This window comes from Proteus sp. GOKU (assembly GCF_015475555.1).
Taxonomy (GTDB): Bacteria; Pseudomonadota; Gammaproteobacteria; order Enterobacterales; family Enterobacteriaceae; genus Proteus; species Proteus mirabilis_B.
This window is the reverse complement of record NZ_CP034105.1, coordinates 696,730-720,801: the sequence shown is the minus strand read 5'-3', so window position 1 is coordinate 720,801 and position 24,072 is coordinate 696,730. Positions and strand designations below refer to the sequence as shown.

Sequence of the window (24,072 nt, the reverse complement as noted above, 5' to 3'; positions counted from 1 at the left end):
GGTCGTTGAGTTTTCGATGGCATGTTACTCAAAAAAAAGCCCTGCTTTCGTGATGTAGCCCACAATTACACCAATGTGCATTTTCATGGTTACATACCCAAGTGATAGGTATCACAATTAAAGGTAAAGATACGTGTTTTTTGAACTTAATCAACTTTTTAAAAATAGTACTTTTGGATTTTTCTTTTATATTTCATTTCTTTATAAGACTCTTTTTTTTGCTAATAAAAAATTTATCTCCCTATTTAATATATTTAAAAGGAAGTATTATTTTTAACCACTAAATAAATAACACTAAAGATTTGAATATTGTTATTCCTAATTAATAATTTTTTATCTTTATATTTATTTCTTATTTAAATAAAGGCGAAGTCGAATTTAAATACAATTTAACTGGTGGTAACGAGTAACACTCCATCATAAAAAGAATAATTATCTGTAAATATTAAAAAAAGAAGCACAAGAATACTATTCAATCACAATATCTAATCAATACGTACAAGTAACAACAAAACCAAATGAAACATTACAAAATCTAAACTATTACCATAGTTAATATAAAAAGCCCAATCGTGCTCTTTTATCGATATTTGAAAAAAAAATATCAAAATTTGTGATCAAAATCACTTCGATAATTGTGAAAAACACCCTTACACATTTTCTTGATTTTGTGATAATTATCACATGAGAGTGTCAGGAATATTTTTGTTTTGTAAATTAATGCAGGGATAAATCTGAAAGTGATTTCAGTTTGTAAACAAAAAAGAGTATAAAAATAAAATTATGTGATTATTATCACATAATGGTTTGTGCTAAAAATCATGTTATTTCATTATCAATATTCTTAATTAATCCAACTCAAATAAGAATAAAACTCATTATCATAGAGTAGATTTACTAATTATTCGTTTCAGCTTTTTTTATCTTTTTATTAAATAACTCGGTATTGATTTTCTTTTAAGGGATATTACCTTTTAGATACCCTAAACATTCAGTATCATATTGCGGTAAATAATGATTAAGGGGAATGTCAGATGCTGTGGTTTAAAAATATTTTGGTCTATCGCTTAAATAAAGAGATAGCACTGTCAATGGATGAGTTAGAACAACAGCTTGCTTCATTGGCATTCACACCTTGTAGTAGCCAAGATATGACTCGAACAGGTTGGGTTTCGCCAATGGGCGATCGTGGTGAAGCGCTTATCCATGTAACGGGTAAACAAGTCATGATGTGCGCACGAAAAGAAGACAAAATCTTACCTGCGACAGTCATTAAGCAAGCACTGCAAGACAAAGTTGAAAAACTTGAAGGCGAACAAGGCCGTAAACTGAAAAAGACAGAGAAAGCCACCTTAAAAGATGAAGTGGTACATACTCTGCTCCCTCGCGCATTTAGTAAATTCTCACAGACTTTTATTTGGCTAGATTTAGAAAAACAACTCGTTATTGTTGATTCAGGCAGTGCAAAACGTGCCGAAGATAACTTAGCTTTGCTACGTAAAACCTTAGGTTCACTACCAGTTGTTCCTCTAAACTTTAATGAATCCGTTGAGTTAAAAATGACAGAGTGGGTACGCTCTGGAGAACTCCCTGCTGGCTTTACCTTAATGGATGAAGCAGAGCTAAAAGCGGTGTTAGATGAAGGTGGTGTTATTCGTTGTAAGAAACAAGAATTAGTTTCTGACGAAATTGCGACACATATTGAAGCGGGTAAATTTGTCACCAAACTTTCTGTAGATTGGGAAGATCGCCTGCAATTTATGCTTTGTGATGATGGTTCTATCAAACGCATCAAATTCAGTGAAACTTTACGTGAGCAAAATGACGATATTGATAAAGCCGATTTTGCCCAACGTTTTGATGCCGACTTTGTTTTAATGACCGGTGAATTAAGCGCCTTAATTGAACGCGTCACCGAAGTCCTCGGCGGCGAAGCAGAGTAATCTGCGAATAAAATACAACAAGCAGATCAGTCCAACCACTGATCTGCTCGAAGTTACTCTCTCACACACTCTCTTATTCTTCTATTTTTGTCTTCTTCTACTCGTTATACCCTATTGAATACTCTAAATAATTCAAGAGGTAGCTAGGCGACAAATGAACGAGTCGCTAGGAGCATACAATAGTATGTGACTAGTGCGAGTGAATGCCGTCAACAACGCTACAGCTTGAAGTATGACGAGTATTGTATGACGAGCATTGTTACTACCAAGGCAACGCCCCCTTCTCCCCATTCGCATGTTCACCGTAATACAATGACGGCAGGAAACGAGAAAGATAAGTAAACTCGTTATAACAGTGCTGCAATAACCCAAAAGCTATCTCATCTGGTAATTCTACAGCTGGATTTTCTAATGAGTGACCTAAATAAAAACGGCTTCTTAATACACATCCCCAATCCGTATCTCGCGTTAAATGCACCATTTTACCGTCGGTAGGATCACCGTTTTCATCTGTTTTCACATCAGAGCCAAAACCAATAGTGGCACATACCGCACCAGAAAGTGCGCCTGTTTTATAGGCTTCTTCTAATAATGTGTTATCAAAAAAATCTTTCGCGTCATGGAATTTAAGTTGTGCTCCAACGGGTGGAATATCCCCTAAGGATTCAACTGCCTTAATTGATGCCCCGATATAACTTTTTCCTTTGATCCATTTATCATCCCAACCATTGTGAGCAACATGATCATGGGGATGCCACCAGCGAATATGTTGTGATGTTTCAAAAAAGGTAAACCACCACTCTAGCATCTTGCCTTTACAACCATGTAAATCGGTACGTACTGCGACCGTCAAATGCCCCGCTTCATCCCTTTCAATTCCCATTTCCAAGCGTAATGGTGCAGGTGATAAAAGTTCATTAATGTCATTTAAAGCCCAAGGTAAATGCAATGTTTGTTTTTTCATTTTCTCAACTCCAATTAATTAGGAAACACAATTCGTTTCCTAATTGTTTTATCCCTAAAGAGTGATAAAATCAACTAAAAAAGAGGCTAAAAAATGACAGATAGCAAGATTAATCAAAAACGAGGACGCCCTGCCCGCCCTGAAGAAGAGATCCGCCAAGAAATATATGAAGCGACCATGAGTTTACTTTTAGAGCAGGGTTACAGCGCAACAACCATTGATGCCATTGCAAAACAGGCAAGCATTGCCAAAAAAACGATTTATCGTTTTATCAAAGATAAAGAAGACTTAGTGGAACAAATTGTGTTGTCATGGACTGACAATTTCGTCGCTATTTTTCATGATAAGGCCACTGATTTTGACGAGTTTACCCTGTTGTTATCACAACATTTAAACAGCATGACTCAAACAGTACTTAATGATAAAGCAGTAGGCTTGTATAAGTTATTGCAAGAAAACTTTCCTAGCCGTGAAATACTTATGGAAAAATATCAACGAAGCGGAATATTAAGAGGTCGTAGTCTACTTACGCAGTGGTTACAACAACAAGAAAAAAACGCAATAATCAGGCATTATGATTATGCAGTATTAAGTGATCTTTTATTAGCGATGGTGATCGCTGAACCTTTGCGTCAAATTGCATTAGGGATAATCCCTCCAACGCCAAAATCTGATTTTAGCCCTCGAATTCAACAAGCTATACAGCTTATTATCCCGATATTAAAACCTTAAAAATAAAAACAGCGAGTCAGCATATGTTTTGCTGTACTCACTGTCTTTATTGCGATTATTTCAACCAAGATATCTGATTATTATTTTTGAATTAAATAACGGATAGTCGGGCCATCTTGTTGAATATCTAACACGGTATAACCATAATTTTTCGCATCAAGTGGAATATTGTTGATTGATTGAGGACAATCACTCACCACTTCTAATATTTCGCCTTTTTTCAGTGATGGCATAGCTTCAAGCGTTGCCACCGCAGGATAAGGACAAGGTTCACCGACCATATCTAGACGATAATCAGGAATAATGGTGTCTTTCTGGCTCATACGATTTCCTTATTGAGCTGTGTTGAAATAGCGTTTTCTTGTTGTGCTTTTTTACGGAAAAAGTGTTTTTCCCACCAAAGTAATAATGCAAATGACAGACCAAGCATCAGATACGTCACACCCAAACCACCTACAGGGCCAAAGGTATCAAGTAAATTAATCTTGTCATAATCAGTTGCGATCACAGAGGCAAAATCATCCCAATAATAAGCCAGTAATGTTGAACCGATTACGTTACCAAGCCCAACCCACCAAAAGTGAATTTGACCCTCAACGGCACGATACATCCAACCTGTTTCACACCCACCAGCCAGAACAATACCGAAACCGAAAAGTAAGCCACCAATGACGGCGTTCGGACCTGCCCACATAATTTTAGGTGCGGCACCTAACTGAACATAACTGAAGATCCCAATCGCACTCACCGCCATACCGATGATAATCGCTTTTGCCATATGGGTTCTGCCTGTTATCCATAAGTCACGGAAAGCAGAAGTAAAACAGATTTGCGCACGTTCAATTAAAATACCAAAACCAATACCGCCTAACATAGCGAAACCCAGTTTTGGTGAATCAAAAAGAATAATTAAAGACCACGCAATCATGGCAAAAAAGATCACCATTCCCAACCTAAAGCGACGTTTCGCACGTTGTTTATCTTGAGTGATAGGTGAAGCTTGACTGACTTTTTGCAGTTTTACCGGAATACGAAACAAAGGCATCAATGATAATTTGGCACCAAAGTAAGAGCCGATTGCCGTTGCAACAGCAAAAAACCAAGCATGTAAAGAGAACTGAGGAATACCAGTAAAAAATGCCGCAAGGTTACAACCCATTGCTAGACGGGCACCAAAACCTGCGATGATCCCACCTAGAACAGCTTGAAGAATACGAATTTTATGTTGAGGATGACGAAGTTTGACGTTGTTAGCCCAAAGAGCGGCCATAATACAACCTCCAAACATCCCGATGATCATAACGCCATCAATACGCGTTAATGGCGTACCTTCAAGACCGATGATTTTAAAATAACCCCATTCTTCAGGGTGAGCGCCAAACCATTGCATAACGTGACCACCCCAGCGAGTAAATTCACCCGTGACAGCCCAGAAAGTGCCGGTTAAACCAAAGTAGTAAGTTGATAAGATACCTGCCGCGATAACTGCTGGAAGAGGCTTCCAAAAACGGATCAGGTACTGGGATTTAAATTCTGACCAAGACATGTTTTTTCCTAGAGCTTACCTCTACGAGAGACCCTCTCCACGCAGTAGGATTGGCCGAACATGTTACTCCAATAATTTTTTTATCAAAGAGTCAGTATTCAGATAAATGAGAGAAATTTGCGTTATAACAAATTTTTTGTAACAGGTAGGAAACTTATCCCACTTATAAATCTTGTGAACATTCAACCTATAAGTGGGAAATAAGTGATTAGCAAATACGAGGTAATGGTTCGTTATAAGGTAAGTCAAGAATACGGCTAGTCCCGAAAATTCCTGTTAACCGAATATAATTATCCTCGGTAACTTCACCAATCGTACAAGCGTCTTTACCTAAAGTATGTTGATGTAATGCTTCAAGTACTTGAGCTTCAGCTTCTGGTGATACCACTAAAACAATTTTTCCTTCGTTAGCAAAATTTAGTGCTTCAAGCCCTAATAATTCACAAACGCCACGAACAGATTGTTTCATTGGTAATTTGCTTTCATGCACATTCATGCCACAACCACTGGCTTGAGCAAATTCATGTAAAATTGCGGTCACTCCGCCTCGTGTTGCATCACGTAAGGCGCGAATACCTTTAATTTGACGTAAAGGTGCAATCATTGGCTCAAGAACAGCGCAGTCGCTTTGTAGATCTGCTTCTAATCCTAAATTTTCACGAAGATTCAGGATTGTTGCGCCGTGATCGCCAATAGTACCACTCACTAAGATCTTATCGCCTGCTTTGATATTGCTTGCAGCCCAATTAATTGCCGTTGGAATAACACCAATACCAGCAGTATTGATAAAGATCTTATCCGCAGCGCCACGAGGAACTACTTTCGTATCCCCTGTGACAATCTGTATTCCTGCTTGCGCAGCTGCTTTTGCCATCGCCATCACAAGGGTTTCTAGGGTTTCAAATGGAAGCCCTTCTTCAAGAATAAAACCACAAGAAAGGTAACGAGGAACCGCACCACCAACAGAAAGATCGTTAGCCGTACCGCAAACAGATAATTTACCAATATTTCCACCGGGGAAAATAATGGGATCGATAACATAGCTGTCTGTACTAAATGCAAGACGATCGCCAAGAGTCGTTAACTCATTTAACGCGATCCGCGCTTGGTCTTCTTTTTCATTTAATAACGGATTATCGAACGCTTTTAAAAACAGTCCTTCGATAAGTTGTTGCATACCTTGCCCACCATTTCCTTGGGCTAAGGTGATTTCATCAGGTTGTTTCATATATTACCTTCACGGCGATACTGATAATAAGCCGCACATGCACCTTCTGATGATACCATTAAGGCACCCAATGCCGTTTCTGGTGTACAACTTTTACCAAAGAGTGGGCAATCGGAAGGTTTGCATCGTCCTGTTAATACATCGCCACAGCGAGATTGTGGATTATCTGCCACTTTCTGCGGTGCAGGTGTAAAACGTAATTCAGCATCAAACTCAGAATAAGCCGGTGTTAATTGAATACCTGACATTGGGATCTCACCCAATCCACGCCATTCACTGGTTTCTTTTAACATAAACACTTCGCTAAGTGCTTTTTGAGCCAACTTATTACCTTCATTCGGTACAATGCGACTATATTGGTTTTCAATACTTAAAACATAATCTGTATTTTCTGCTTTTGCTTTAAGTTGTTTAATGACCATCAGTATAGCTTGTAATAAGTCTAATGGTTCAAATCCTGTCACCACAAAAGGCTTTTCAAATTCGTCACATAGCGGCTGATATGGCGTACAGCCAATCACCATACTCACATGCCCCGGTGCAATAAAGCCGTCAATACGGACATCATCTTGCTCTAGGAGGCAACGTAAAGTCGGCACGATAGTAATGTGCTGACAAAACAGAGAAAAGTTTTTCAGTCCACGCAATTTCGCTTGTTGTAGCGTCATTGCCGTACTTGGCATTGTCGTTTCAAAACCTAAACCAAAAAAGACAACTTGTTTGTCTGGATTATCTTGTGCAATTTTGAGTGAATCGAGCGGTGAATAGACAATACGAATATCACTACCACGACGACGCGCATCAAGCATTGAGCCATTACGACCCGGCACTCGCATTGCATCACCAAAAGTACAGAAAATTACGTCAGGACGAGCCGCGATTTCTAAGCACGCATCAATTCGTCCCATTGGTAATACACAAACAGGACAACCCGGTCCGTGAACAAATTCAATTTCTTCTGGTAATAAGCGGTCTAAACCAAATTTAAAAATGGCATGTGTATGCCCACCACACACTTCCATTATTTGTAATGGGCGTTTAATAGGGTGAGGCCATTGTGAAATAGTTTCACGAATTTGGGCTAGTAAGGCTTTCGCTAGTTCGGGATCACGAAATTCATCAACGTACTGCATCATCAGCCTCTTCAAGAGTCACACCATAAACATGCTGTAATGCATCAAGAGTATCTTGCGCTTCTTGCTCATCAAGAATACTCATGGCGAATCCCACATGAATAAGTACCCATTTGCCTAATAATTCACTAGGTTCGCCTTCACATACCATTGAAATATTAACAGCACGTTTAACGCCACTGACTTCGGCATAAGCGAGTTGGTGGACGTCTTCGCCCACCTCAACAATCTTAGCTGGAACACCTAAGCACATAAACGACTCTCCAACCAAGCTAACCACTCTTCCATGCCTTCGCCTGTTGTTGCTGATAACGCGATGATTTCGATATTTGGATTAACACGGCGAGCTGATTCAATGCAAGCTTGAACGTCGATATTCAGATGTGGCACTAAATCAATTTTGTTGATAATCATTAAATCAGCCGCAGCAAACATATGCGGATATTTCAGAGGCTTATCTTCGCCTTCAGTGACAGAGAGAATAGCGACTTTATGCTTTTCACCCAGATCAAAACTGGCAGGACAAACTAAGTTACCCACGTTTTCAATAAAGAGAACGCTGTTATCTTGTAAACCTAATTGGTGTGTCGCATCATGCACCATTTGTGCATCAAGGTGACAGCCTTTGCCTGTATTCACTTGGATCGCTGGCACACCGGTTTCACGGATACGATCCGCATCATTAGTGGTTTGCTGATCGCCTTCGATCACAGCACAAGGCACACGTTGCGCTAACTGTTTTAATGTTTGAGTTAACAGTGTCGTTTTACCGGAACCAGGACTTGAAACTAAATTCAATGCCAACACATTTTGTTGCTCAAAATGTTCACGGTTATGAACGGCAATGCGGTTATTTTTATCCAGCACATCCATTTCAATTTTCAGCATACGCTTTTGGCTAATACCGGGAGCATGTGTTCCTGCTTCACCTTGGCCATAATGCATATTCTGATTTTCAATCACTGGGCTAAATTGCTCTTCGTGCTCGTGTTCATGATCGTGGTCATGTGCATGATCGTGATCGTGGCTGTGAGAATGGTGATGAGAATGTTCATGGCTATGATCATGAGCATGTTCGTGATCGTGACTGTGTGAATGGTCATGACTGTGTGAATGATCGTGTTCATGATGATCGTCATGTCCATGATGATGTTCATGGAAAACAGGGGTTTCGTTTAGCTGTGCATCGTTATGAAAATGAAGATGAACATCACCACTGTTATGGTAATAGTGGTGATGAACGATGATAGGCTGACCATGTGTTTCGTAGTTATGCTTATGCTTTTGTTCAGACTTATCAATATATTTATGAACAGTATTCGCTGGAGTAGCATTGTGTTCATGATGGTGATCATGCCCATGATGGCCGTGATCATGATGATGACCGTGGTCGTGATGATCATGGTCATGAGAGTGATGATGGTGGTGCTCATGTGAATGAGGCTCTACGCCTTCAATTCTGACATTGCCTTCGCCACAACCGCAAGTGCTACACATATTCTGACTCCTGTACTATTCAATAAGAAGAATGTGACTCAGTGTCGCGTAAAATTTCTACACTATGATCTTAACTGACCACGGAAGAGAGAACGACGACTTAAATCAACTTCTGCTACGGATTGTGTCTGAACAGGAAGAGAAAGAGCCATTTTTACACTATTTTCAACCAACTCAACAGCATGTTCCGCTGCTAAATGTCTATCAAGTGGCGACATTAATGAACAAGCAAGATACTGCATACCATCAGTAAGCTCACCCACAACGAATTTAATCTGACCACAAGGTAATTCTAATCCAATGCGATCACCGACTTTTCGATGTGGCCATTCTTGTGAAGGCCCTGGGAAGACAACTAGTTCTAGCATCCAAGGAGTAAGAACAGAACCAATCCACTGATTTTCAAATAAGGTAAAGCCCCCTGCTTTTACAGGAATGCCTTCGCGATAAAAAGGAAGCCCTCTCATCTCTTTTTCAGCGATTTCACTAAAACGTGTTTCAAGTTGCTCAACAGGCGGTTCATCATATCCTATGATATCCCAGCTTAATTCACTCATGCTGTTACCTCTTTAGGTGTGACAGAAATGCCGTATTCACGCAAAATATTCACCACATGTTCTAGTGCAATTTCCATTGATTTCTCACCAATGTCAGACAGCGACATGCTTGGCTCTAATGATGCAGGTTCGATTCCCACTAAAATAAGTTTACGTGGAAATTCATCTGTCATACGCAGTGCCATTAATACATCAGATAAGCCTAGCTGATGAGGCGAGATCTTCTGTGTAAAAAGTGCGGGAACATCATCATCATGTAACACAAAAATACTGCCCGGTTCATGATTACTTCTTACCGCATCGGCAACAATCAGGAGGTCTCTTGCAGCGATATCTTGCAAAATTTCCATACCTGATGTGCCACCATCAATAACATCGACGTTCTCTGGTAAAGAGAAGCGCTCTTCGAGCGCTTCTACTATACGAACACCAATGCCTTCATCGCTTAGTAATAAATTACCAATACCTAAGACGAGAGTTCGCATTATAATACCTTCACCTTACTTAGTTCTTTACCTGTTAAATCAACCATATGCACAGCACATGCCATACATGGGTCAAAGGAGTGGATCGTTCTTACCACTTCTAATGGTTTTTTCGGATCAGCAACAGGTGTACCAACAAGAGATAACTCATAAGGACCCGGCTCATCATTAAAGTTACGAGGACCCGCATTCCATGTTGATGGAACGACTGCCTGATAGTTAGTGATTTTACCGTCTTTAAACACGATCCAGTGAGATAACATACCGCGAGAGGCTTCTTCAAAACCAACACCACGATACTCTTTGCCTGGTTCAAACTCTGGTTTAATAAAGGCAGCAGTATCACCACGACCAATATTATCAACCAGTGATTGCCATAGCGTTGCCAGAGACTCTTGTAATACACACGCGTGAACGGTACGTCCAATAATGCGACCCCAAGTAGATTCTAACTGCTCTGTTACCAGTGTTTCATTGGTTAATTGAGTATAGATCTTGTTGATGTCGTTGTAGTTTCTAACAGTTCCTTCGTGCTTACCTGCTAAACCACACACTAACCATGCTAAAGTACCGACTTCTACAGGCTTGCCATAGAATGTTGGTGATTTAACCCATGAGTATTTGTTGTTCTCATCCCAACCTGTGTATTTAGGACGAGTTAAACCTTCCCATGGTTTTAATGGTTCATCATCTTCATACCATGCGTGTTTACCACTTTCTTCAATACCGTCTTTCAGATTCTGATCTTTCCAGTCTTTAATTGGGCGATAAGTAGAGAAATCAATCCCTTCCATATAACCACCAGAAAGTAAGAACTCAGTGTTATTACCATTAATTGGTAATTCAGGTACAGACAGATAGTAGTTAGCGCCTTTACCGATTTTTAGCCATTCAGGGTAATATGCAGCGAAAATAGCAGTATCCACTTTATAAACTTGGTTAACGAAATCACCCAGTTTGTCGATAAAGCTTTTCACGTACATTAAACGTTCTAAGTTAAGAACACTTGGTGCATCAAGGTTAATTGGGTTAGCCACACCGCCCACAGCCAAGTTTTGGATATGAGGTGTTTTACCGCCCAGAATAGCCACGATACGGTTTGCATCACGCTGGCACTCAAGTGCTTGCAAATAGTGAGCAACCGCAATCAGGTTAACTTCTGGTGGTAATTTCATGGCTGAGTGACCCCAGTAGCCATTAGCAAAAATACCTAACTGACCGCTATCCACTAAACCTTGGATTTTTTTCTGCACTTTTCTGAATTCTTCAGCAGAGTTCAGATGCCATTCAGAAACCCCTTTTAGCATCGCTGATGCTTTTTCAGGATCGGCTTGTAATGCAGAAGTAATATCAACCCAGTCCATCGCAGACAGCTGATAGAAGTGAACGATATGGTCATGGATGATATGTGAACCTAAAATTAGGTTACGGATATACTGCGCATTGACAGGAATATCCATACCTAATGCGTCTTCAACAGCACGTACTGAGGCAATCGCGTGAACTGTCGTACAAACACCACAGATACGTTGCACGATAATCCATGCATCACGAGGATCGCTTCCTTTTAGGATCTCCTCCATTCCGCGCCACATGGTACCGGAAGACCAAGCCTTAACAACTTTTCCGTTATCAATTTCACAATCGACGCGTAAATGCCCTTCAATACGGGTAATAGGATCAATAGTAATGCGTTGGCTCATGATTTAACCTCAGCCTTTTTTAATTGTATATTTGAATCTGTTTGTGCAGGTAAAACCGGCAATAAACGGATAATAAGAATGTAAGCAGTTACTTCAAATGCAACGAAACCAATAGAAATCAGCAATTCGCTTGCTGTTGGGAAATAGTGGTAACCATTACCTGGATTGTAAGCAACTAAAGAGTAGTTCATACGCCACATTGCTGCGCCGATTAAGATAAATACAGCACAAACAAACAGCATTTTTGGACTACGGCGGTTATTATTTAAATGCATCAAAATCAGAGGAAGTAATAACAATGCACTTTCAGCAATGAATAACCACGAGAACATATCCCCATTTCCGATATAACTCAGTTTACCGTTCCAAATGACCTCGCCCCAACGACATACCAAGAAAGCAATCAGTAACACTTCAATCACGCGTGTTAACTTGGTAAATAGCGGTGTTTCATCATCATTCATGGTACGGCTTGCTTTTAGCAAAGAGCCTTCAAAAATAACGATAGTGAAACCAAGGAGGAAAGCAGTTAACAGAGAAAACAGCGGTAACATCTCATAAGATTGCCACAGTGGATGTACTTTCCAACCCGCTGAAATCATTAATGATCCCATTGAGGATTGGTGCATGGTTGGCAGTAAAGCACCAAGACCAATAATAAAGAACATCGCTTTGTTAAGACGTTTCAACGACACTTTCCAACCTAAACGTTCTAATAACGCAGGTAAGAATTCTAATGCCATCACCATAATATAGATGGTCATACAGGTCGCTGTTTCAAACAACACTGAGTTTACGTTAAAGTATTGCGGCATAAAGAAGTGAGGCATGTTCCAATAACGACCAATATCAATAGCGATGGATAAACCACCTAATGAATAGCCGAACAAGCTCGCTAACAATGCAGGACGCACTAATGGGTGAAACTCCCCTTTATTAAAGACATAAACAGCCCATGCAAGTGCCCAACCACCACATGCAAAGCCTGTTCCTATCAATAAGTCAAAGGCAATCCAAATACCCCAAGGATATCCCCCATTCAGATCAGAGACATCGCCCAGACCTAATACCAAACGCTTACCAATAAGAATAAAACCGAGCACAGCAAGCGGTAAAAATACTCTTACTGCTAGAGTAAATAACTTACCGCCAAGTGGACGAGGATCATGACTCGACATCGTTATCCTCCTTGTGGTGTTCCTGCTCTTGTTTTTTACTATTACGGTTAACCAAATAGGTGATCCCTGCAAGGGCTGCTATTGGTAATACCATGCCTTTATAAAGCGTATGTTGAATATGTTCAGAGCGCGCACCTGTTGATAATGGTGCCACTTCTGGCATTCCTAAATTGTCGAAAGGAACCGCAGAAAGTACCATGACTTGCGTACCGCCACCTTCAAACTCACCATAGATATGATCTTGATATTCAGGAATTTTATGTAGATAAGTATCGCCACCACTAATGGTTTGACGAGGGTAATGATATTCTTCACCCGCTTTTTTCGCTAAACGACGTTTTGCTTCTTCCAGCAACTCTTCGCGTGTACCGAAAATAACTGCACCAGTAGGACAAACTTCAACACAGCCTGGTAATAAGCCTTTATCTAAACGCTCAACACCTTTTTGGTTACAAAGCTCACATTTATAGAGCTTACCAAATGGATCATCATAATCGTATTTTGGAATGTTATAAGGGCATCCCACCATACAGTAACGACAACCTGTACAGATATCCGCGTGATAATGAACAATACCGGTTTTTGGATCTTTGGTTAACGCAGAAACAGGACAAACAGAAACGCAGTTTGCATCAACACAATGCATACATTGTTTCTTAATAAAGGCATAACCGTTTTCCAGTTGGTCTTTATTTTCACCAGTACCATCACGCCAAATTTGAATAATGTTATTTGTGTAAGGACTTAATTTGTCATTGTTTGACCAAATCGGATCACCATTAGCGTAAGTATCACCACGCTCCATTGGCTCCGGGTGATTAATTTCCTGACATTTTGTGACACATGCTTGACAGCCTACACACAGTGTAGAGTCGTAGAGCATACCGAGAGACCCAGGAATTGGGGGACGGTTCTGCGCCGCAGCATGACTCGCAGTGGGTGCCATTCCCGCAAGGAGAACCCCACCTGATGCCAGCTTAAAGAAATGACGCCTATTCACCGTTTATCCTCCTGTGAGGCTCCTGTGGCATTCTTGTCACGGCCTAATTGACGCACAGCCATCACACTGACACCCGCAACTGCACCCACGACAGCACCCAGTAAGCCAGCAGCACCATAAGAAACACCACCACCTTCTTTTGCATTAACATCAGGTACTTGTGCTTTTGGTGTTGGCTGATAAACGTTCGCTAATTGGAAAATACCTTTAGTAAAGCCGATACCTTCTTCGTTACAACCATAGCAAGGGTGACCGATACCGACAGGCCAGATCCCACCACCGACATCGCAGAATTCTAATGTTGGGCAGTTACCATAAGTTTCAGGGCCTTTACAGCCTAAATGGTATAAACACCAGCCTTGACGATGACCTTCATCACCAAATTCTTTAGCAAAACGACCCGCATCGAAATGAGGACGACGTTCACAGTTTTCGTGAATTAAACGCTCATAAGCAAAAAGCGGTCTGTTTTTGCTATCTAACTTAGGCAATTTGTTGAAAGTAATAATATGTGCAACAGTTGCTAAGAAGTTATGTGGGTTTGGTGGACATCCTGGAATATTGATAACGGTTTTGCCCGGTAAAATAGCTTCCAGTGATTTAGCGCCAGTTGGGTTGCCCCCAGTCGCAGGTACACCGCCCCATGCAGAACATGAACCAATCGCAATAATCGCAGCAGCCCCTTCAGCGGCTTCTTTGATATGCTCAAGAATTGGTTTTCCCGCAACCATACAGTAAACACCGCCGTCTTTGTCTGGGATTGAACCGTCAACAACGAGGACGTACTTACCTTTATATTTCTCCATCGCATTGTGTTTATTTTCTTCAGCTTGATCACCAAAAGCTGCAGAAAGCACTTCGTGATATTCGAGTGCGATAACATCAAGAACGAGGTTTTCCAGAGTCGGGTGAGTTGCTCGTAATAAAGACTCCGTACACCCAGTACACTCCTGAGCACCAATCCAGATAACGGGTGGACGTTCAGGTGATGCCATTGCTTCTGACATTTCTGCGGCAGCTTTGCCGCTTAATCCCATGGTAGCTGACAGCGCAGCACACAATTTCATAAAATCGCGTCGGTTAATACCATGATGGGAAAAAACATTATTCCCCAAGGCCATATATCTCTCCTGATATGATGATTTTTAATTGGAATAATTTTAAAACACCGCCTTTTTAACACTCCGACACAATAATGACTTGATCATTATCAAGCGATAATTCATTAAAAAATAAATTATTCTTTTATGTGAGTAAAAACGTTTCAGCAATATAAGGTTTAATGTCTATTTTTTATATATTTCGTCATTTTAAATTTATTAAAACTCTATTTAATAATGATAAAGGAAATAGAAATAATTATCATTATCTCAATAACACAACAAAAGAGAAAACTTAAAACCTTATTAATCAACAAATTACAGATAAGACAAAAAACAACCAAATTATAAGACAATATATTTAAAATAATACAAAATTAATAATTCATTATTTCTAATTTCTAATAAAAATTATTAAAAATAGATTCTAATATATTTTTTAATTATAATGATGACTCTTTTTTTCATATTATCAACCTTTATATTACATCACAAATAATGTTAAAAATTGCATTTCATAAACAAGAAATGATTACATTAATATATTTAATTTCAGCTTATTTTCATTACCCATTTAGCTACTTTTCTTTTGTTATTAATTTTTAATCATCATGATAGTGTTTATTTTATAGACAAAAACCAACCTGTTTTTCTTATCATTTTTCATATAGTTATAAGTATATTCGTTTTTGGAATAAGAAGTTCCCTTAGTATAAAATCGCTATAAAATTAAATACATATCGATGTATGACGACAATCAAAAGCCAAGATTATTAATAATTACTAATCAGTACATAATAGCAATAATTTCATTAGGTTATTTTATAACATATCCAATTTATAACGAAATTAACGTAAATAAAATTTAATGTTAAATCCCTGTTGTTTTTGTGGATAAAAAAAACACAATTTATCGATAAATAATCCCTAAATAGAGTCTATTTCTTTTTTTTGTGAGAATAGATAAAAGAAGTGGTCAGAAATCTAAAAAATTGAAAAATGCTTTGTTAACTGTTTGTGTTTTTTAATCAGGCAAATTCTCGCTGATAGCGAGCAATAAAGTGGGAATAAGCATAAAAATGGCACACAACAAAACACCCAATACCCACGCTGAAGATCTCGACGTAGAAGCAATAGGAACGACAGGAACGACAGGAACGACAGGAACGACAGGAACGACAGATATAACAAGCAAAATAAAAAAGCCATAACACCGAAATGTTATGGCTTCTAAATTTATTAAAATAATAAAATGCTATGTGTAGTTCTCTGCCTTTCACGCTTTATTTTACTCACCGCTTATCAAGGATAAGAAGTGGTTTGAATAAGTAAATAAAATCTACTTACCTGAAATTGGAATGACTGAAAACAACGGTCTACCTGGTGCAATAAAAAAATAAGTATCCAAATGCGGACAACTTAGATAATAAATAAATTAGGCGTTTAAACACGTTACAGAATATTTCAATTTGTAACGTGGGTGCATTATATCCAATAAGATTTTTTGCGCAAGTTTTTTTACACTTAAATCAAATTCACATAAAGACATTATAAATCACAAGGTTATAGAAAAATTTAACTTTAAAAAGTTGATTTCAACAAATCTAAAAATGAAAAAAAATGAAGAGTTAATGAATATTAATGTTAAGAGAGTTCAAATAATGATATCTACTTAGCATTAATTGATTCAGCCAACTATTACTCAATAAACTTAGTTAATTGTTTATTCTATAACTTAATCTATCTATTATTAATATTATTTAATACTAAAGTTAAATTTTATTCTAACTCAATTTTATTAATAATATCGATAACCACTAAAAACGGTAAAAATATTAACTCTGTTTTTTCTATACAATAAAAAAGCACTTTATTCATCATTTCACAACGACAAATAAAGTGCTTTTAAAATAGCGTAATAATACTTAGATAAATAGCTTATTTGCTAATTTTTAACCGCCTGTAGAGACAGTTTCCATTCCCACAAGTCCAACTTTGAGATAACCCGCTTTTCTTAGCGAATCCATTGCTGCCATTAACGTTTCATAATCAACCGTTTTATCAGCTTGGAAAAAGATGGTTGTCTCTTTGTTTGCTTGTGTCATGGTATCTAACACATTCGCCATCGTTTCATGTGTGACCATCTCTTCACCAATGAAAATTTGTTTATCCGACTTAATTGTTAAATAAACAGGCTTCTCAGGGCGAGGTTGTGGTTTTGCACTTGAAGCGGGTAAATTTACTTTTATATCAACAGTAGCTAAAGGTGCCGCCACCATAAAGATAATGAGCAGAACCAACATGACATCAATAAAAGGCGTCACATTGATATCATGCAATTCATTATCATCACCTGAATCATCACCAAGACGCATTGCCATAATTCATTACCTTGCTTTGCTGTTTTCGATATCTAAATCACGGCTGACTAATGTCACCACACCTGTTGCGATATCACCAATTTCACCACGATAACCCGCTATCATACGAGCAAAAATGTTATAGATAATAACCGCTGGAATTGCCGCAATCAGGCCAATCGCGGTTGCTAATAGCGCTTCTGCAATACCTGGTGCAACAACAGCAAGGTTTGTCGTTTGAGAATGAGCAATACCGATAAAGCTATTCATGATCCCCCAAACCGTACCGAAAAGACCGATAAAAGGAGAAATTGCACCAATGGTGGCTAAGTAACCATTACCGCGACCTAATTCACGGATAATTGCTGCAACGCGACGTTCCATTCGCATTTCAACACGCTCTTTAATACCTGAAGCCACTTTACTTTCTTGAGAGTAAGTACGCTCTAATTCTGCATCATTAAAGAAATCAGCGGTTGCACTTTTATTACCAAATTTTTTGCTAATCGCTAACGCATCGTTGAGTGATTTAGCTTCAACTAACTGAGCTGTCTCATTTCTTAGGCGACGACGCAGTGAAATTAAGTAGCTTCCTTTCGCGAAAAATAGTGCCCAAGTGACAATAGAGGCTAACAGTAAGCCAATCATGACACTCTTAACGACTAAGTCTGCGTTACGGTACATACCCATTACAGATAAATCTTCAGCAAATCCGCCACCAGCAACCATTTCAGGTTGTACTTCTGACGATGCATTTTCTGTCGCTAAAGGTGCATTTTCTGAATTCTCAGCCGTTGTTGCAGGTGTATTTTCACCTTCAGGCTTAGCGGTTTCAGTACCGACTGCTTTCACTTCATTACCCGTTTCCGTGGTAGAAGTAGCAGTTGTTGGTGTGACTATTGTCGGTGTAGCAGTTCCCTGTGTAGAAGCTGTTGAAGAAACGGCAGCAGTAGTTGGCTGTTCAGTTGGTGTGGCAGGAGTCGTATCCGCAAAAGCAGAGCCTGTCAGACCGATTGCCAATAGAATAGAAGCTGTCAAATTACGCATCAGTTGGCCTTTTACTCTCTTTTTTATCTATTTATTTATTCAGTAATGACATCTTTACGCCACTACTTACCCAAAATCGTTCGCTTACAATCATCCTGTTTGCCATCAGGAAAGAGAAAACGCTCAAATGATATCAAACATGAAGCATTTTGATAGTAATTATCATTACTATTTGGCTATTTTTTTTTCATTTGTCGATTTTTAAGACAAATTATCGTTATTTCACGTAACGTGAAATTTTATCAACTACCCTGCAAGCCTTTTGTACTTATCCAAAAAATGAATTAACTTGAGGTAAACACACCATCAATTAAAAGAAGGTATTAAGGATGACGCTAAAAAAACAAGAAACCTCACTCCTCCTTTCTGGTCGAGCTAAAAAATATTCCCAAGGCGCAGTAAACCCAATTATACAACGAACATCATCCGTTATTTTTGATTCCGTTGCACAAAAACGTGAAGCAACGAAAAAACGGGCAGAAGGTACACTTTTTTATGGACGTCGAGGCACAACTACCCATTTTGCCTTACAAGAAGCGTTAACTGAATTAGAGCAAGGTGCAGGCTGTGCACTATTTCCTTCAGGTGCAGCGGCGATTACGCAATCTATACTCGCATTTGTTGAGCAAGGTTCTCATATTCTCGTGACAGGCTCTGCCTACGATCCGACTCAAAATTTTTGTGATCAGATCTTACGTAAATTCTCAGTCACAACGACCTACTTTGATCCTTTAATCGGCAAAGAGATCAGCCAATTGCTACGTCCTGAAACAAAAATTGTTTTTCTTGAATCTCCGGGATCAATCACGATGGAAATTCAAGATCTACAAGGAATAGTCAATTCAGTTCGCCAATATAACCCTGAAATCATTATTATGATTGATAACACTTGGGCGGCAGGATTACTGCTTAAACCACTAACATTGGGTGTCGATATTTCAATCCAATCCGCCACAAAATATATTAATGGTCACTCTGATGGCATGTTAGGTTTTGCTGTGGCGAATAAACGTTGTTGGGAGCAATTACGAGAGAATACCTATTTATTAGGTCAATGTGTTGATCCTGATACTGCTTATATGACAGCAAGAGGATTAAGAACACTGCCGGTTAGGATGAAACAACACGAACAAAGTGCATTAGAAGTCGCTCGCTGGTTAAAACAACACCCTTTAGTTGATAATGTTTATCACCCTGCATTAGCTTCTTGTCTGGGACATGAATATTTTCAACGTGATTTCTCGGGTAGCAACGGCTTATTCTCTTTTAGTCTAAAGAAAATCTTAACACCTGAAGAATTTGCGCATTTCTTAGATAACTTCTCATTATTTAAGATGGCATTTTCATGGGGAGGATTTGAATCTTTAATTTTAGGTTATCAACCCAATGATATTAAAGCGATGCGCCAATATGAAACTCAGCCAACATTTACTGGAACACTATTTCGCATTCATATTGGATTAGAAAATGTAGATGATCTTATTGAGGATCTAGAGCAGGCATTTTTACGCATTTCTTAATAAAGAATGAATTTTTTATTAAAAAAAATCTATCCCTGTGGTTCCACAGGGATTAAATCAAACTGTTCTCTTTATTTTGCGTTAGAATAGCGAATATAAAGTCCTTTTTTAATGCGAGTTCGCTAATGGGTACATTAAAAGAGATAATTCACGCACTTATGCAACACGATTATATGGTGTTAGCTAATCCTAATGTGCTGTGGGTTATCTATATTGTTCTTTTTGTTATTATTATGCTGGAAAACGGGGTATTGCCCGCCGCATTTTTGCCAGGAGATACACTGCTTATTCTTTGCGGTGCCTTAATTGCAAAAGGTGTTTTACACTTTTTCCCGACTATCATTATATTAGGCACTGCCGCTAGTATTGGGAGTTGGCTCGGCTTTTTACAAGGTCGTTGGCTAAGTGATACAAAAGTAGTTAGACGTTGGATGGCTCAATTACCAGAGCAATATCACCATAAGGCAAATGATCTCTTCCATCGCCAAGGTTTATATGCACTATTACTGGGTCGTTTTATTGGATTCGTGCGTACATTATTGCCTACCTTGGCAGGTTTATCTGAATTAAAGCAACGTCGCTTTCAAATATTTAACTGGTTAAGTGGCTTCTTATGGGTAGGGATTATTGTTTCTTTAGGCTATGTGCTAAACCTTATTCCATTTGTACAAAAGCATGAAACACTTGTCATGAATATCTTGATGACATTACCCGTATTGCTTTTAAGTGCAGGCTTAATTGGCTCGATTGTGATGTATATTCGCCATCGTAAAAATAGCGCCAGCAGTAAGTAATTAAAAAAACACGCCATTATTTAGAGCAAGAATAATGGCGTATTTTATGTATTATCTGATACTGCAATAAAAGTTCAGTTGTTCATTGTCTTATCTCCACATCAATTAATATCTGACTAAAATCCCATTTATATTAATCACAATCATATTCTTCCTGCTCTATTTTTTTTAAAACTTAATGGCTTTTGAAGCAAGAAACGTTGGAATATAACTATCAACTAAGAAACGAGCATGAGGAGCAAAATCTTCAACAAAATCCTGTAATAAAAAACCTGCTGCTAATTGCCCGCCAATAAGATCAGTCAATGAGTGTCCAAAGACCAGTCCATCACCTCTTGCGACTTTTTCTTGCAGAATATCCGAAGGTAATGAGCCTTGGTCGCTATAAGGTAAGCGGTACGTTGGTTTCATTAATCCCTGCGAACGTAATTGCGGATCTCTATCATCAACAAATACAACAGGATTATAAAAGCTCGCCATTAGTACACCGCCTTTTTTCAAAACACGGTAGCACTCTTGCCAAACAGGATTTACATCCGGTACATATAGATTTGAAATAGGGTGAAAAATAATATCAAAACTTTCATCAGCAAATGCGGTTAAATCAGCCATATCACCCTGTGCTGTTACCAAATCTAGCTGATGCTTTTGTGCCAATTGGCGATCTTTGTCTAATTGACCTTCTGATAAATCAAACACGGTCACAATACCGCCCGCAGCCGCCAAAAGAGGCGCTTGTTGCCCACCTGCAGAAGCTAAACAGAGTATTTTTTTACCTTTAATATCCACTAACCATTCGCTCTTTACAGGGCTTGGTGTTAAATGCACTTTCCAGTCACCTTGCTTTGCTGCGATAATTTCTTCATCGCTCACAGGCTTAGACCACTGATTTTCCATTGCGGCTTGTTTATCCCAATGCTCTTGGTTTAATGTTAAATAATGACTTTCCATATTACTCCTTATAAATTAACTACAATTGAACTGTTGTAGGCATTAAGAGAAATAATTCATCTCTTATTTCTACAACCTTGTAGTTATAGTTATGTCAGACTATCTAGTCTAGGCACAACGGAAAACTTTTTCCTGATTAATTGTCATACTTCAGAACATCGAATTAAGGTGGAAACAAAATGCAAAACTTTACTTATTACTCGCCCACTCGCCTTCATTTTGGTCAAGGACAAATAGATAAACTACGTTCTGAAATTGGAAAAAATGAAAGAATTCTACTGACTTATGGTGGCGGTAGCATTAAGCGCAATGGCGTATTAGACCAGATTTATACCGCACTTCCGGGCTATCAAATTCATGAGTTTAGTGGCATTGAACCGAACCCATCTTATGAAACACTCATGAAAGCAGTTTCTTATGCCAGATATCACGGTATTACGCATTTATTAGCCGTGGGTGGAGGTTCTGTTATTGACGGCACAAAATTTATTGCAGCAGCGATACCTTATCACGGCGAGCCTTGGGAAATCGTAACCAGTCGCGGTAAAGTGGTCGAAAAAGCGATACCGTTAAGCTGTGTATTAACACTTCCAGCAACAGGAACAGAAACCAACAGTTTCTCTGTTATCAGTAGAAAACAGACAATGGATAAACAAAGCTTTGCCAGCCCTCATGTTTACCCTCATTGCGCTATTTTAGATCCAACAACCACTTATTCTTTGCCACCAAGACAAACTGCCAACGGTGTTGTTGACGCTTTTATTCATATATTAGAGCAATATCTCACTTATCCAGTGAATGCTCGTGTACAAGATGAATATGCAGAAGGCCTTTTACGTATTTTGATTGATCAAGGGCCAAAAGCGCTGACGTCACCTACAGACTATGATATCCGTGCTAATATAATGTGGACAGCATCACAAGCGCTAAATGGTATTCTTGGTGTTGGTGTTCCTCAAGATTGGGCTACGCATGCATTAGGTCACGAACTCACGGCTTTACACGGACTTGATCATGCGCAAACTCTCGCCATCGTTTTACCTGCATTATTAAATGAAAAACGTCAGGCTAAATACGGCAAGTTAATCCAATATGCACAAAAAGTTTGGGGGATAAACCAAGGTTCTGACGCTTTTAAAATTGAAACTGCGATTAATGAAACTCGAAAATTCTTTGAATTAATGGGACTTAGAACTCGACTGGCTGATTTCAAAATCGGTGAAGAAGATATTCCTGCATTAGTGCGAAAGTTGGAAGAGCATGGACAAATTGCACTGGGTGAGCATCAAGATATCACATTAGAAGTCAGTCAACGTATTTATACAGCGGCACTCTAAGTACTTTTTGCGACTCTGGAGATAGAAATGGATAAACCTAAACTGATCAAATTATCTGATGGAAATGCCATCCCACAACTTGGTCTTGGTGTTTGGAAAGCAGATAATCATCAAGTTGTTAAAGCTATTCATCACGCACTTGATACAGGCTATCGCCTTTTTGATACGGCAGCGATTTATCATAATGAAGAAGGTGTAGGTAAAGCATTAAAACAGATCACTGTTCCTCGTGATGAACTTTTTATCACAACAAAATTATGGAATAACGATCAGACTCATGCTCGTGGTGCCGTCTTAGAAAGTCTCCAGCGTTTGCAACTTGATTATATTGATCTCTACTTAATGCATTGGCCAGTACCTTCACGAGAGCTTTATGTTGAAGCTTGGAAGCAAATGATAATTTTGCAAAAAGAAGGGTTAGTAAAAAGCATTGGTGTCTGTAATTTTAAAGAAGAACATCTGGAACGGATCATTACAGAAACAGGCGTTACTCCTGTTATTAATCAGATTGAAATTCATCCTTTAATGCAGCAAGCACCGTTAAGAGCATGGAACGCAACTCATAATATTGTCACCGAATCTTGGAGCCCATTAGCACAAGGTGGTGAAGGTGTCTTTGAGCACCCTATTATTCAAAAACTAGCTGAAAAATACCATAAAACCCCAGCACAAATTGTTTTACGCTGGCATTTAGACAGTGGTCTTGTGGTTATTCCAAAATCAGTTACACCTTCTCGTATTGAAGAGAACTTCCATATTTTTGATTTTAAATTAGAAAAAGAAGAAGTCGCTGAAATTACCGCTCTTGAACAGAAAAAACGTTTAGGCCCTGATCCTGATATTTTTGTCGATATCTAATTTTTTAACCTCTATTAAAAGACCAATAGAATACATTTCTATTGGTCTTTCTATGTCAAAATATTTTCTCTTCTTTTTTACTCTTATTTTTATTTTTTTGATCTTTAATTTTTATATATTTATAAATTAATTAATTCAC

23 protein-coding genes are annotated in these 24,072 nt (G+C 38.8%); 6 read left to right on the top strand and 17 right to left on the bottom strand.

Annotated features, from left to right (window positions below; translation table 11 throughout):
* Positions 1–1,034: 1,034 nt before the first annotated feature.
* Complete coding sequence (gene rdgC, locus EHE21_RS03340) at positions 1,035–1,943, top strand: recombination-associated protein RdgC (protein ID WP_088493726.1); 909 nt, start codon at positions 1,035–1,037, stop codon at positions 1,941–1,943.
* A gap of 262 nt (positions 1,944–2,205) precedes the next feature.
* Here the strand turns inward: rdgC and EHE21_RS03335 are convergent, their stop codons facing one another.
* Complete coding sequence (locus EHE21_RS03335) at positions 2,206–2,907, bottom strand: DAPG hydrolase family protein (RefSeq protein WP_194951839.1); 702 nt, start codon at positions 2,905–2,907, stop codon at positions 2,206–2,208.
* Between the two features lie 93 nt (positions 2,908–3,000).
* Here EHE21_RS03335 and EHE21_RS03330 point away from each other — a divergent pair, with 93 nt between their 5' ends.
* Entirely contained in the window at positions 3,001–3,639 is a 639-nt protein-coding gene (locus EHE21_RS03330; protein ID WP_194951838.1) for a TetR/AcrR family transcriptional regulator, read from the top strand.
* Between the two features lie 80 nt (positions 3,640–3,719).
* On the opposite strand, the gene yedF is transcribed toward EHE21_RS03330, so the two are convergent.
* The 15 genes from yedF to exbB form a co-directional block, all read right to left on the bottom strand.
* Positions 3,720–3,962: a sulfurtransferase-like selenium metabolism protein YedF gene (yedF, locus tag EHE21_RS03325; protein ID WP_006535172.1), complete on the bottom strand. Its 243-nt coding sequence runs from the start codon at positions 3,960–3,962 to the stop codon at positions 3,720–3,722.
* Positions 3,959–5,185 (bottom strand): selenium metabolism membrane protein YedE/FdhT, encoded by a 1,227-nt coding sequence (yedE, locus tag EHE21_RS03320; RefSeq protein WP_088493729.1) that lies wholly within the window; start codon positions 5,183–5,185, stop codon positions 3,959–3,961. Before yedE ends, yedF begins: the two co-directional genes overlap by 4 nt.
* 208 nt (positions 5,186–5,393) lie before the next feature.
* Positions 5,394–6,413: a hydrogenase expression/formation protein HypE gene (gene hypE / locus EHE21_RS03315; protein ID WP_099074174.1), complete on the bottom strand. Its 1,020-nt coding sequence runs from the start codon at positions 6,411–6,413 to the stop codon at positions 5,394–5,396.
* The gene (hypD, locus tag EHE21_RS03310) at positions 6,410–7,546 is read right to left on the bottom strand and encodes a hydrogenase formation protein HypD (protein ID WP_075674243.1); all 1,137 of its coding nucleotides are present in this window, start codon (positions 7,544–7,546) and stop codon (positions 6,410–6,412) included. The genes hypE and hypD overlap by 4 nt, the downstream gene beginning before the upstream one ends.
* Positions 7,533–7,799, bottom strand: coding sequence for a hydrogenase maturation factor HybG (hybG, locus tag EHE21_RS03305; protein WP_006535180.1), 267 nt, complete (start codon positions 7,797–7,799; stop codon positions 7,533–7,535). The genes hypD and hybG overlap by 14 nt, the downstream gene beginning before the upstream one ends.
* Positions 7,790–9,043 carry a hydrogenase nickel incorporation protein HypB gene (hypB, locus tag EHE21_RS03300; protein WP_194951837.1) on the bottom strand — a complete coding sequence of 418 codons (1,254 nt, stop codon included), beginning with the start codon at positions 9,041–9,043 and terminating at the stop codon, positions 7,790–7,792. Before hypB ends, hybG begins: the two co-directional genes overlap by 10 nt.
* Positions 9,044–9,105: 62 nt before the next feature.
* Entirely contained in the window at positions 9,106–9,600 is a 495-nt protein-coding gene (gene hybE, locus EHE21_RS03295) for a hydrogenase-2 assembly chaperone (RefSeq protein WP_088493732.1), read from the bottom strand.
* On the bottom strand, positions 9,597–10,085 hold the full coding sequence (locus tag EHE21_RS03290; RefSeq protein WP_006535184.1) for a HyaD/HybD family hydrogenase maturation endopeptidase: 489 nt from the start codon (positions 10,083–10,085) through the stop codon (positions 9,597–9,599). Before EHE21_RS03290 ends, hybE begins: the two co-directional genes overlap by 4 nt.
* Positions 10,085–11,788 carry a hydrogenase 2 large subunit gene (hybC, locus tag EHE21_RS03285; RefSeq protein ID WP_194951836.1) on the bottom strand — a complete coding sequence of 568 codons (1,704 nt, stop codon included), beginning with the start codon at positions 11,786–11,788 and terminating at the stop codon, positions 10,085–10,087. The genes EHE21_RS03290 and hybC overlap by 1 nt, the downstream gene beginning before the upstream one ends.
* Positions 11,785–12,966: a Ni/Fe-hydrogenase cytochrome b subunit gene (hybB, locus tag EHE21_RS03280; protein ID WP_088493734.1), complete on the bottom strand. Its 1,182-nt coding sequence runs from the start codon at positions 12,964–12,966 to the stop codon at positions 11,785–11,787. The genes hybC and hybB overlap by 4 nt, the downstream gene beginning before the upstream one ends.
* Complete coding sequence (hybA, locus tag EHE21_RS03275; protein ID WP_036911746.1) at positions 12,953–13,966, bottom strand: hydrogenase 2 operon protein HybA; 1,014 nt, start codon at positions 13,964–13,966, stop codon at positions 12,953–12,955. Before hybA ends, hybB begins: the two co-directional genes overlap by 14 nt.
* Positions 13,963–15,087, bottom strand: coding sequence for a hydrogenase 2 small subunit (hybO, locus tag EHE21_RS03270; RefSeq protein ID WP_075674248.1), 1,125 nt, complete (start codon positions 15,085–15,087; stop codon positions 13,963–13,965). The genes hybA and hybO overlap by 4 nt, the downstream gene beginning before the upstream one ends.
* A 1,003-nt stretch (positions 15,088–16,090) precedes the next feature.
* Positions 16,091–16,261: a hypothetical protein gene (locus EHE21_RS03265; RefSeq protein ID WP_194951835.1), complete on the bottom strand. Its 171-nt coding sequence runs from the start codon at positions 16,259–16,261 to the stop codon at positions 16,091–16,093.
* 757 nt (positions 16,262–17,018) lie between these two features.
* Positions 17,019–17,447: a TonB system transport protein ExbD gene (exbD, locus tag EHE21_RS03260; RefSeq protein ID WP_006535192.1), complete on the bottom strand. Its 429-nt coding sequence runs from the start codon at positions 17,445–17,447 to the stop codon at positions 17,019–17,021.
* A 6-nt stretch (positions 17,448–17,453) separates the two neighbouring features.
* Positions 17,454–18,473: a tonB-system energizer ExbB gene (gene exbB / locus EHE21_RS03255; RefSeq protein ID WP_194951834.1), complete on the bottom strand. Its 1,020-nt coding sequence runs from the start codon at positions 18,471–18,473 to the stop codon at positions 17,454–17,456.
* A 329-nt stretch (positions 18,474–18,802) separates the two neighbouring features.
* On the opposite strand from exbB, the gene metC reads away from it, so the two are divergent.
* The gene (gene metC / locus EHE21_RS03250) at positions 18,803–19,993 is read left to right on the top strand and encodes a cystathionine beta-lyase (RefSeq protein ID WP_194951833.1); all 1,191 of its coding nucleotides are present in this window, start codon (positions 18,803–18,805) and stop codon (positions 19,991–19,993) included.
* A gap of 125 nt (positions 19,994–20,118) precedes the next feature.
* The gene (locus tag EHE21_RS03245) at positions 20,119–20,787 is read left to right on the top strand and encodes a DedA family protein (RefSeq protein WP_194951832.1); all 669 of its coding nucleotides are present in this window, start codon (positions 20,119–20,121) and stop codon (positions 20,785–20,787) included.
* A gap of 168 nt (positions 20,788–20,955) precedes the next feature.
* Here EHE21_RS03245 and EHE21_RS03240 read toward each other — a convergent pair whose 3' ends face one another.
* Positions 20,956–21,738: a class I SAM-dependent methyltransferase gene (locus tag EHE21_RS03240; RefSeq protein ID WP_194951831.1), complete on the bottom strand. Its 783-nt coding sequence runs from the start codon at positions 21,736–21,738 to the stop codon at positions 20,956–20,958.
* A 179-nt stretch (positions 21,739–21,917) separates the two neighbouring features.
* Between EHE21_RS03240 and EHE21_RS03235 the strand changes: the two genes are divergently transcribed.
* The gene (locus tag EHE21_RS03235) at positions 21,918–23,075 is read left to right on the top strand and encodes an iron-containing alcohol dehydrogenase (protein ID WP_194951830.1); all 1,158 of its coding nucleotides are present in this window, start codon (positions 21,918–21,920) and stop codon (positions 23,073–23,075) included.
* Positions 23,076–23,102: 27 nt separating this feature from the next.
* A complete protein-coding gene (gene dkgA / locus EHE21_RS03230; protein WP_194951829.1) occupies positions 23,103–23,933 on the top strand; it encodes a 2,5-didehydrogluconate reductase DkgA in 831 nt (276 codons plus the stop codon).
* Positions 23,934–24,072 lie beyond the last annotated feature (139 nt).

Bases quoted from the DNA above. Each gene is read 5' to 3' on its own strand.
- hybE (WP_088493732.1), bottom strand. From the start codon at position 9,600: ATGAGTGAATTAAGCTGGGATATCATAGGATATGATGAACCGCCTGTT.
- EHE21_RS03245 (WP_194951832.1), top strand. From the start codon at position 20,119: ATGGGTACATTAAAAGAGATAATTCACGCACTTATGCAACACGATTAT.
- yedE (WP_088493729.1), bottom strand. From the start codon at position 5,185: ATGTCTTGGTCAGAATTTAAATCCCAGTACCTGATCCGTTTTTGGAAG.
- EHE21_RS03335 (WP_194951839.1), bottom strand. From the start codon at position 2,907: ATGAAAAAACAAACATTGCATTTACCTTGGGCTTTAAATGACATTAAT.
- EHE21_RS03330 (WP_194951838.1), top strand. From the start codon at position 3,001: ATGACAGATAGCAAGATTAATCAAAAACGAGGACGCCCTGCCCGCCCT.
- EHE21_RS03290 (WP_006535184.1), bottom strand. From the start codon at position 10,085: ATGCGAACTCTCGTCTTAGGTATTGGTAATTTATTACTAAGCGATGAA.
- yedF (WP_006535172.1), bottom strand. From the start codon at position 3,962: ATGAGCCAGAAAGACACCATTATTCCTGATTATCGTCTAGATATGGTC.
- metC (WP_194951833.1), top strand. From the start codon at position 18,803: ATGACGCTAAAAAAACAAGAAACCTCACTCCTCCTTTCTGGTCGAGCT.
- rdgC (WP_088493726.1), top strand. From the start codon at position 1,035: ATGCTGTGGTTTAAAAATATTTTGGTCTATCGCTTAAATAAAGAGATA.
- hybC (WP_194951836.1), bottom strand. From the start codon at position 11,788: ATGAGCCAACGCATTACTATTGATCCTATTACCCGTATTGAAGGGCAT.
- hybB (WP_088493734.1), bottom strand. From the start codon at position 12,966: ATGTCGAGTCATGATCCTCGTCCACTTGGCGGTAAGTTATTTACTCTA.
- dkgA (WP_194951829.1), top strand. From the start codon at position 23,103: ATGGATAAACCTAAACTGATCAAATTATCTGATGGAAATGCCATCCCA.
- EHE21_RS03235 (WP_194951830.1), top strand. From the start codon at position 21,918: ATGCAAAACTTTACTTATTACTCGCCCACTCGCCTTCATTTTGGTCAA.
- hypB (WP_194951837.1), bottom strand. From the start codon at position 9,043: ATGTGTAGCACTTGCGGTTGTGGCGAAGGCAATGTCAGAATTGAAGGC.
- EHE21_RS03240 (WP_194951831.1), bottom strand. From the start codon at position 21,738: ATGGAAAGTCATTATTTAACATTAAACCAAGAGCATTGGGATAAACAA.
- hypE (WP_099074174.1), bottom strand. From the start codon at position 6,413: ATGAAACAACCTGATGAAATCACCTTAGCCCAAGGAAATGGTGGGCAA.
- hybG (WP_006535180.1), bottom strand. From the start codon at position 7,799: ATGTGCTTAGGTGTTCCAGCTAAGATTGTTGAGGTGGGCGAAGACGTC.
- hypD (WP_075674243.1), bottom strand. From the start codon at position 7,546: ATGCAGTACGTTGATGAATTTCGTGATCCCGAACTAGCGAAAGCCTTA.
- exbD (WP_006535192.1), bottom strand. From the start codon at position 17,447: ATGGCAATGCGTCTTGGTGATGATTCAGGTGATGATAATGAATTGCAT.
- exbB (WP_194951834.1), bottom strand. From the start codon at position 18,473: ATGCGTAATTTGACAGCTTCTATTCTATTGGCAATCGGTCTGACAGGC.
- hybO (WP_075674248.1), bottom strand. From the start codon at position 15,087: ATGGCCTTGGGGAATAATGTTTTTTCCCATCATGGTATTAACCGACGC.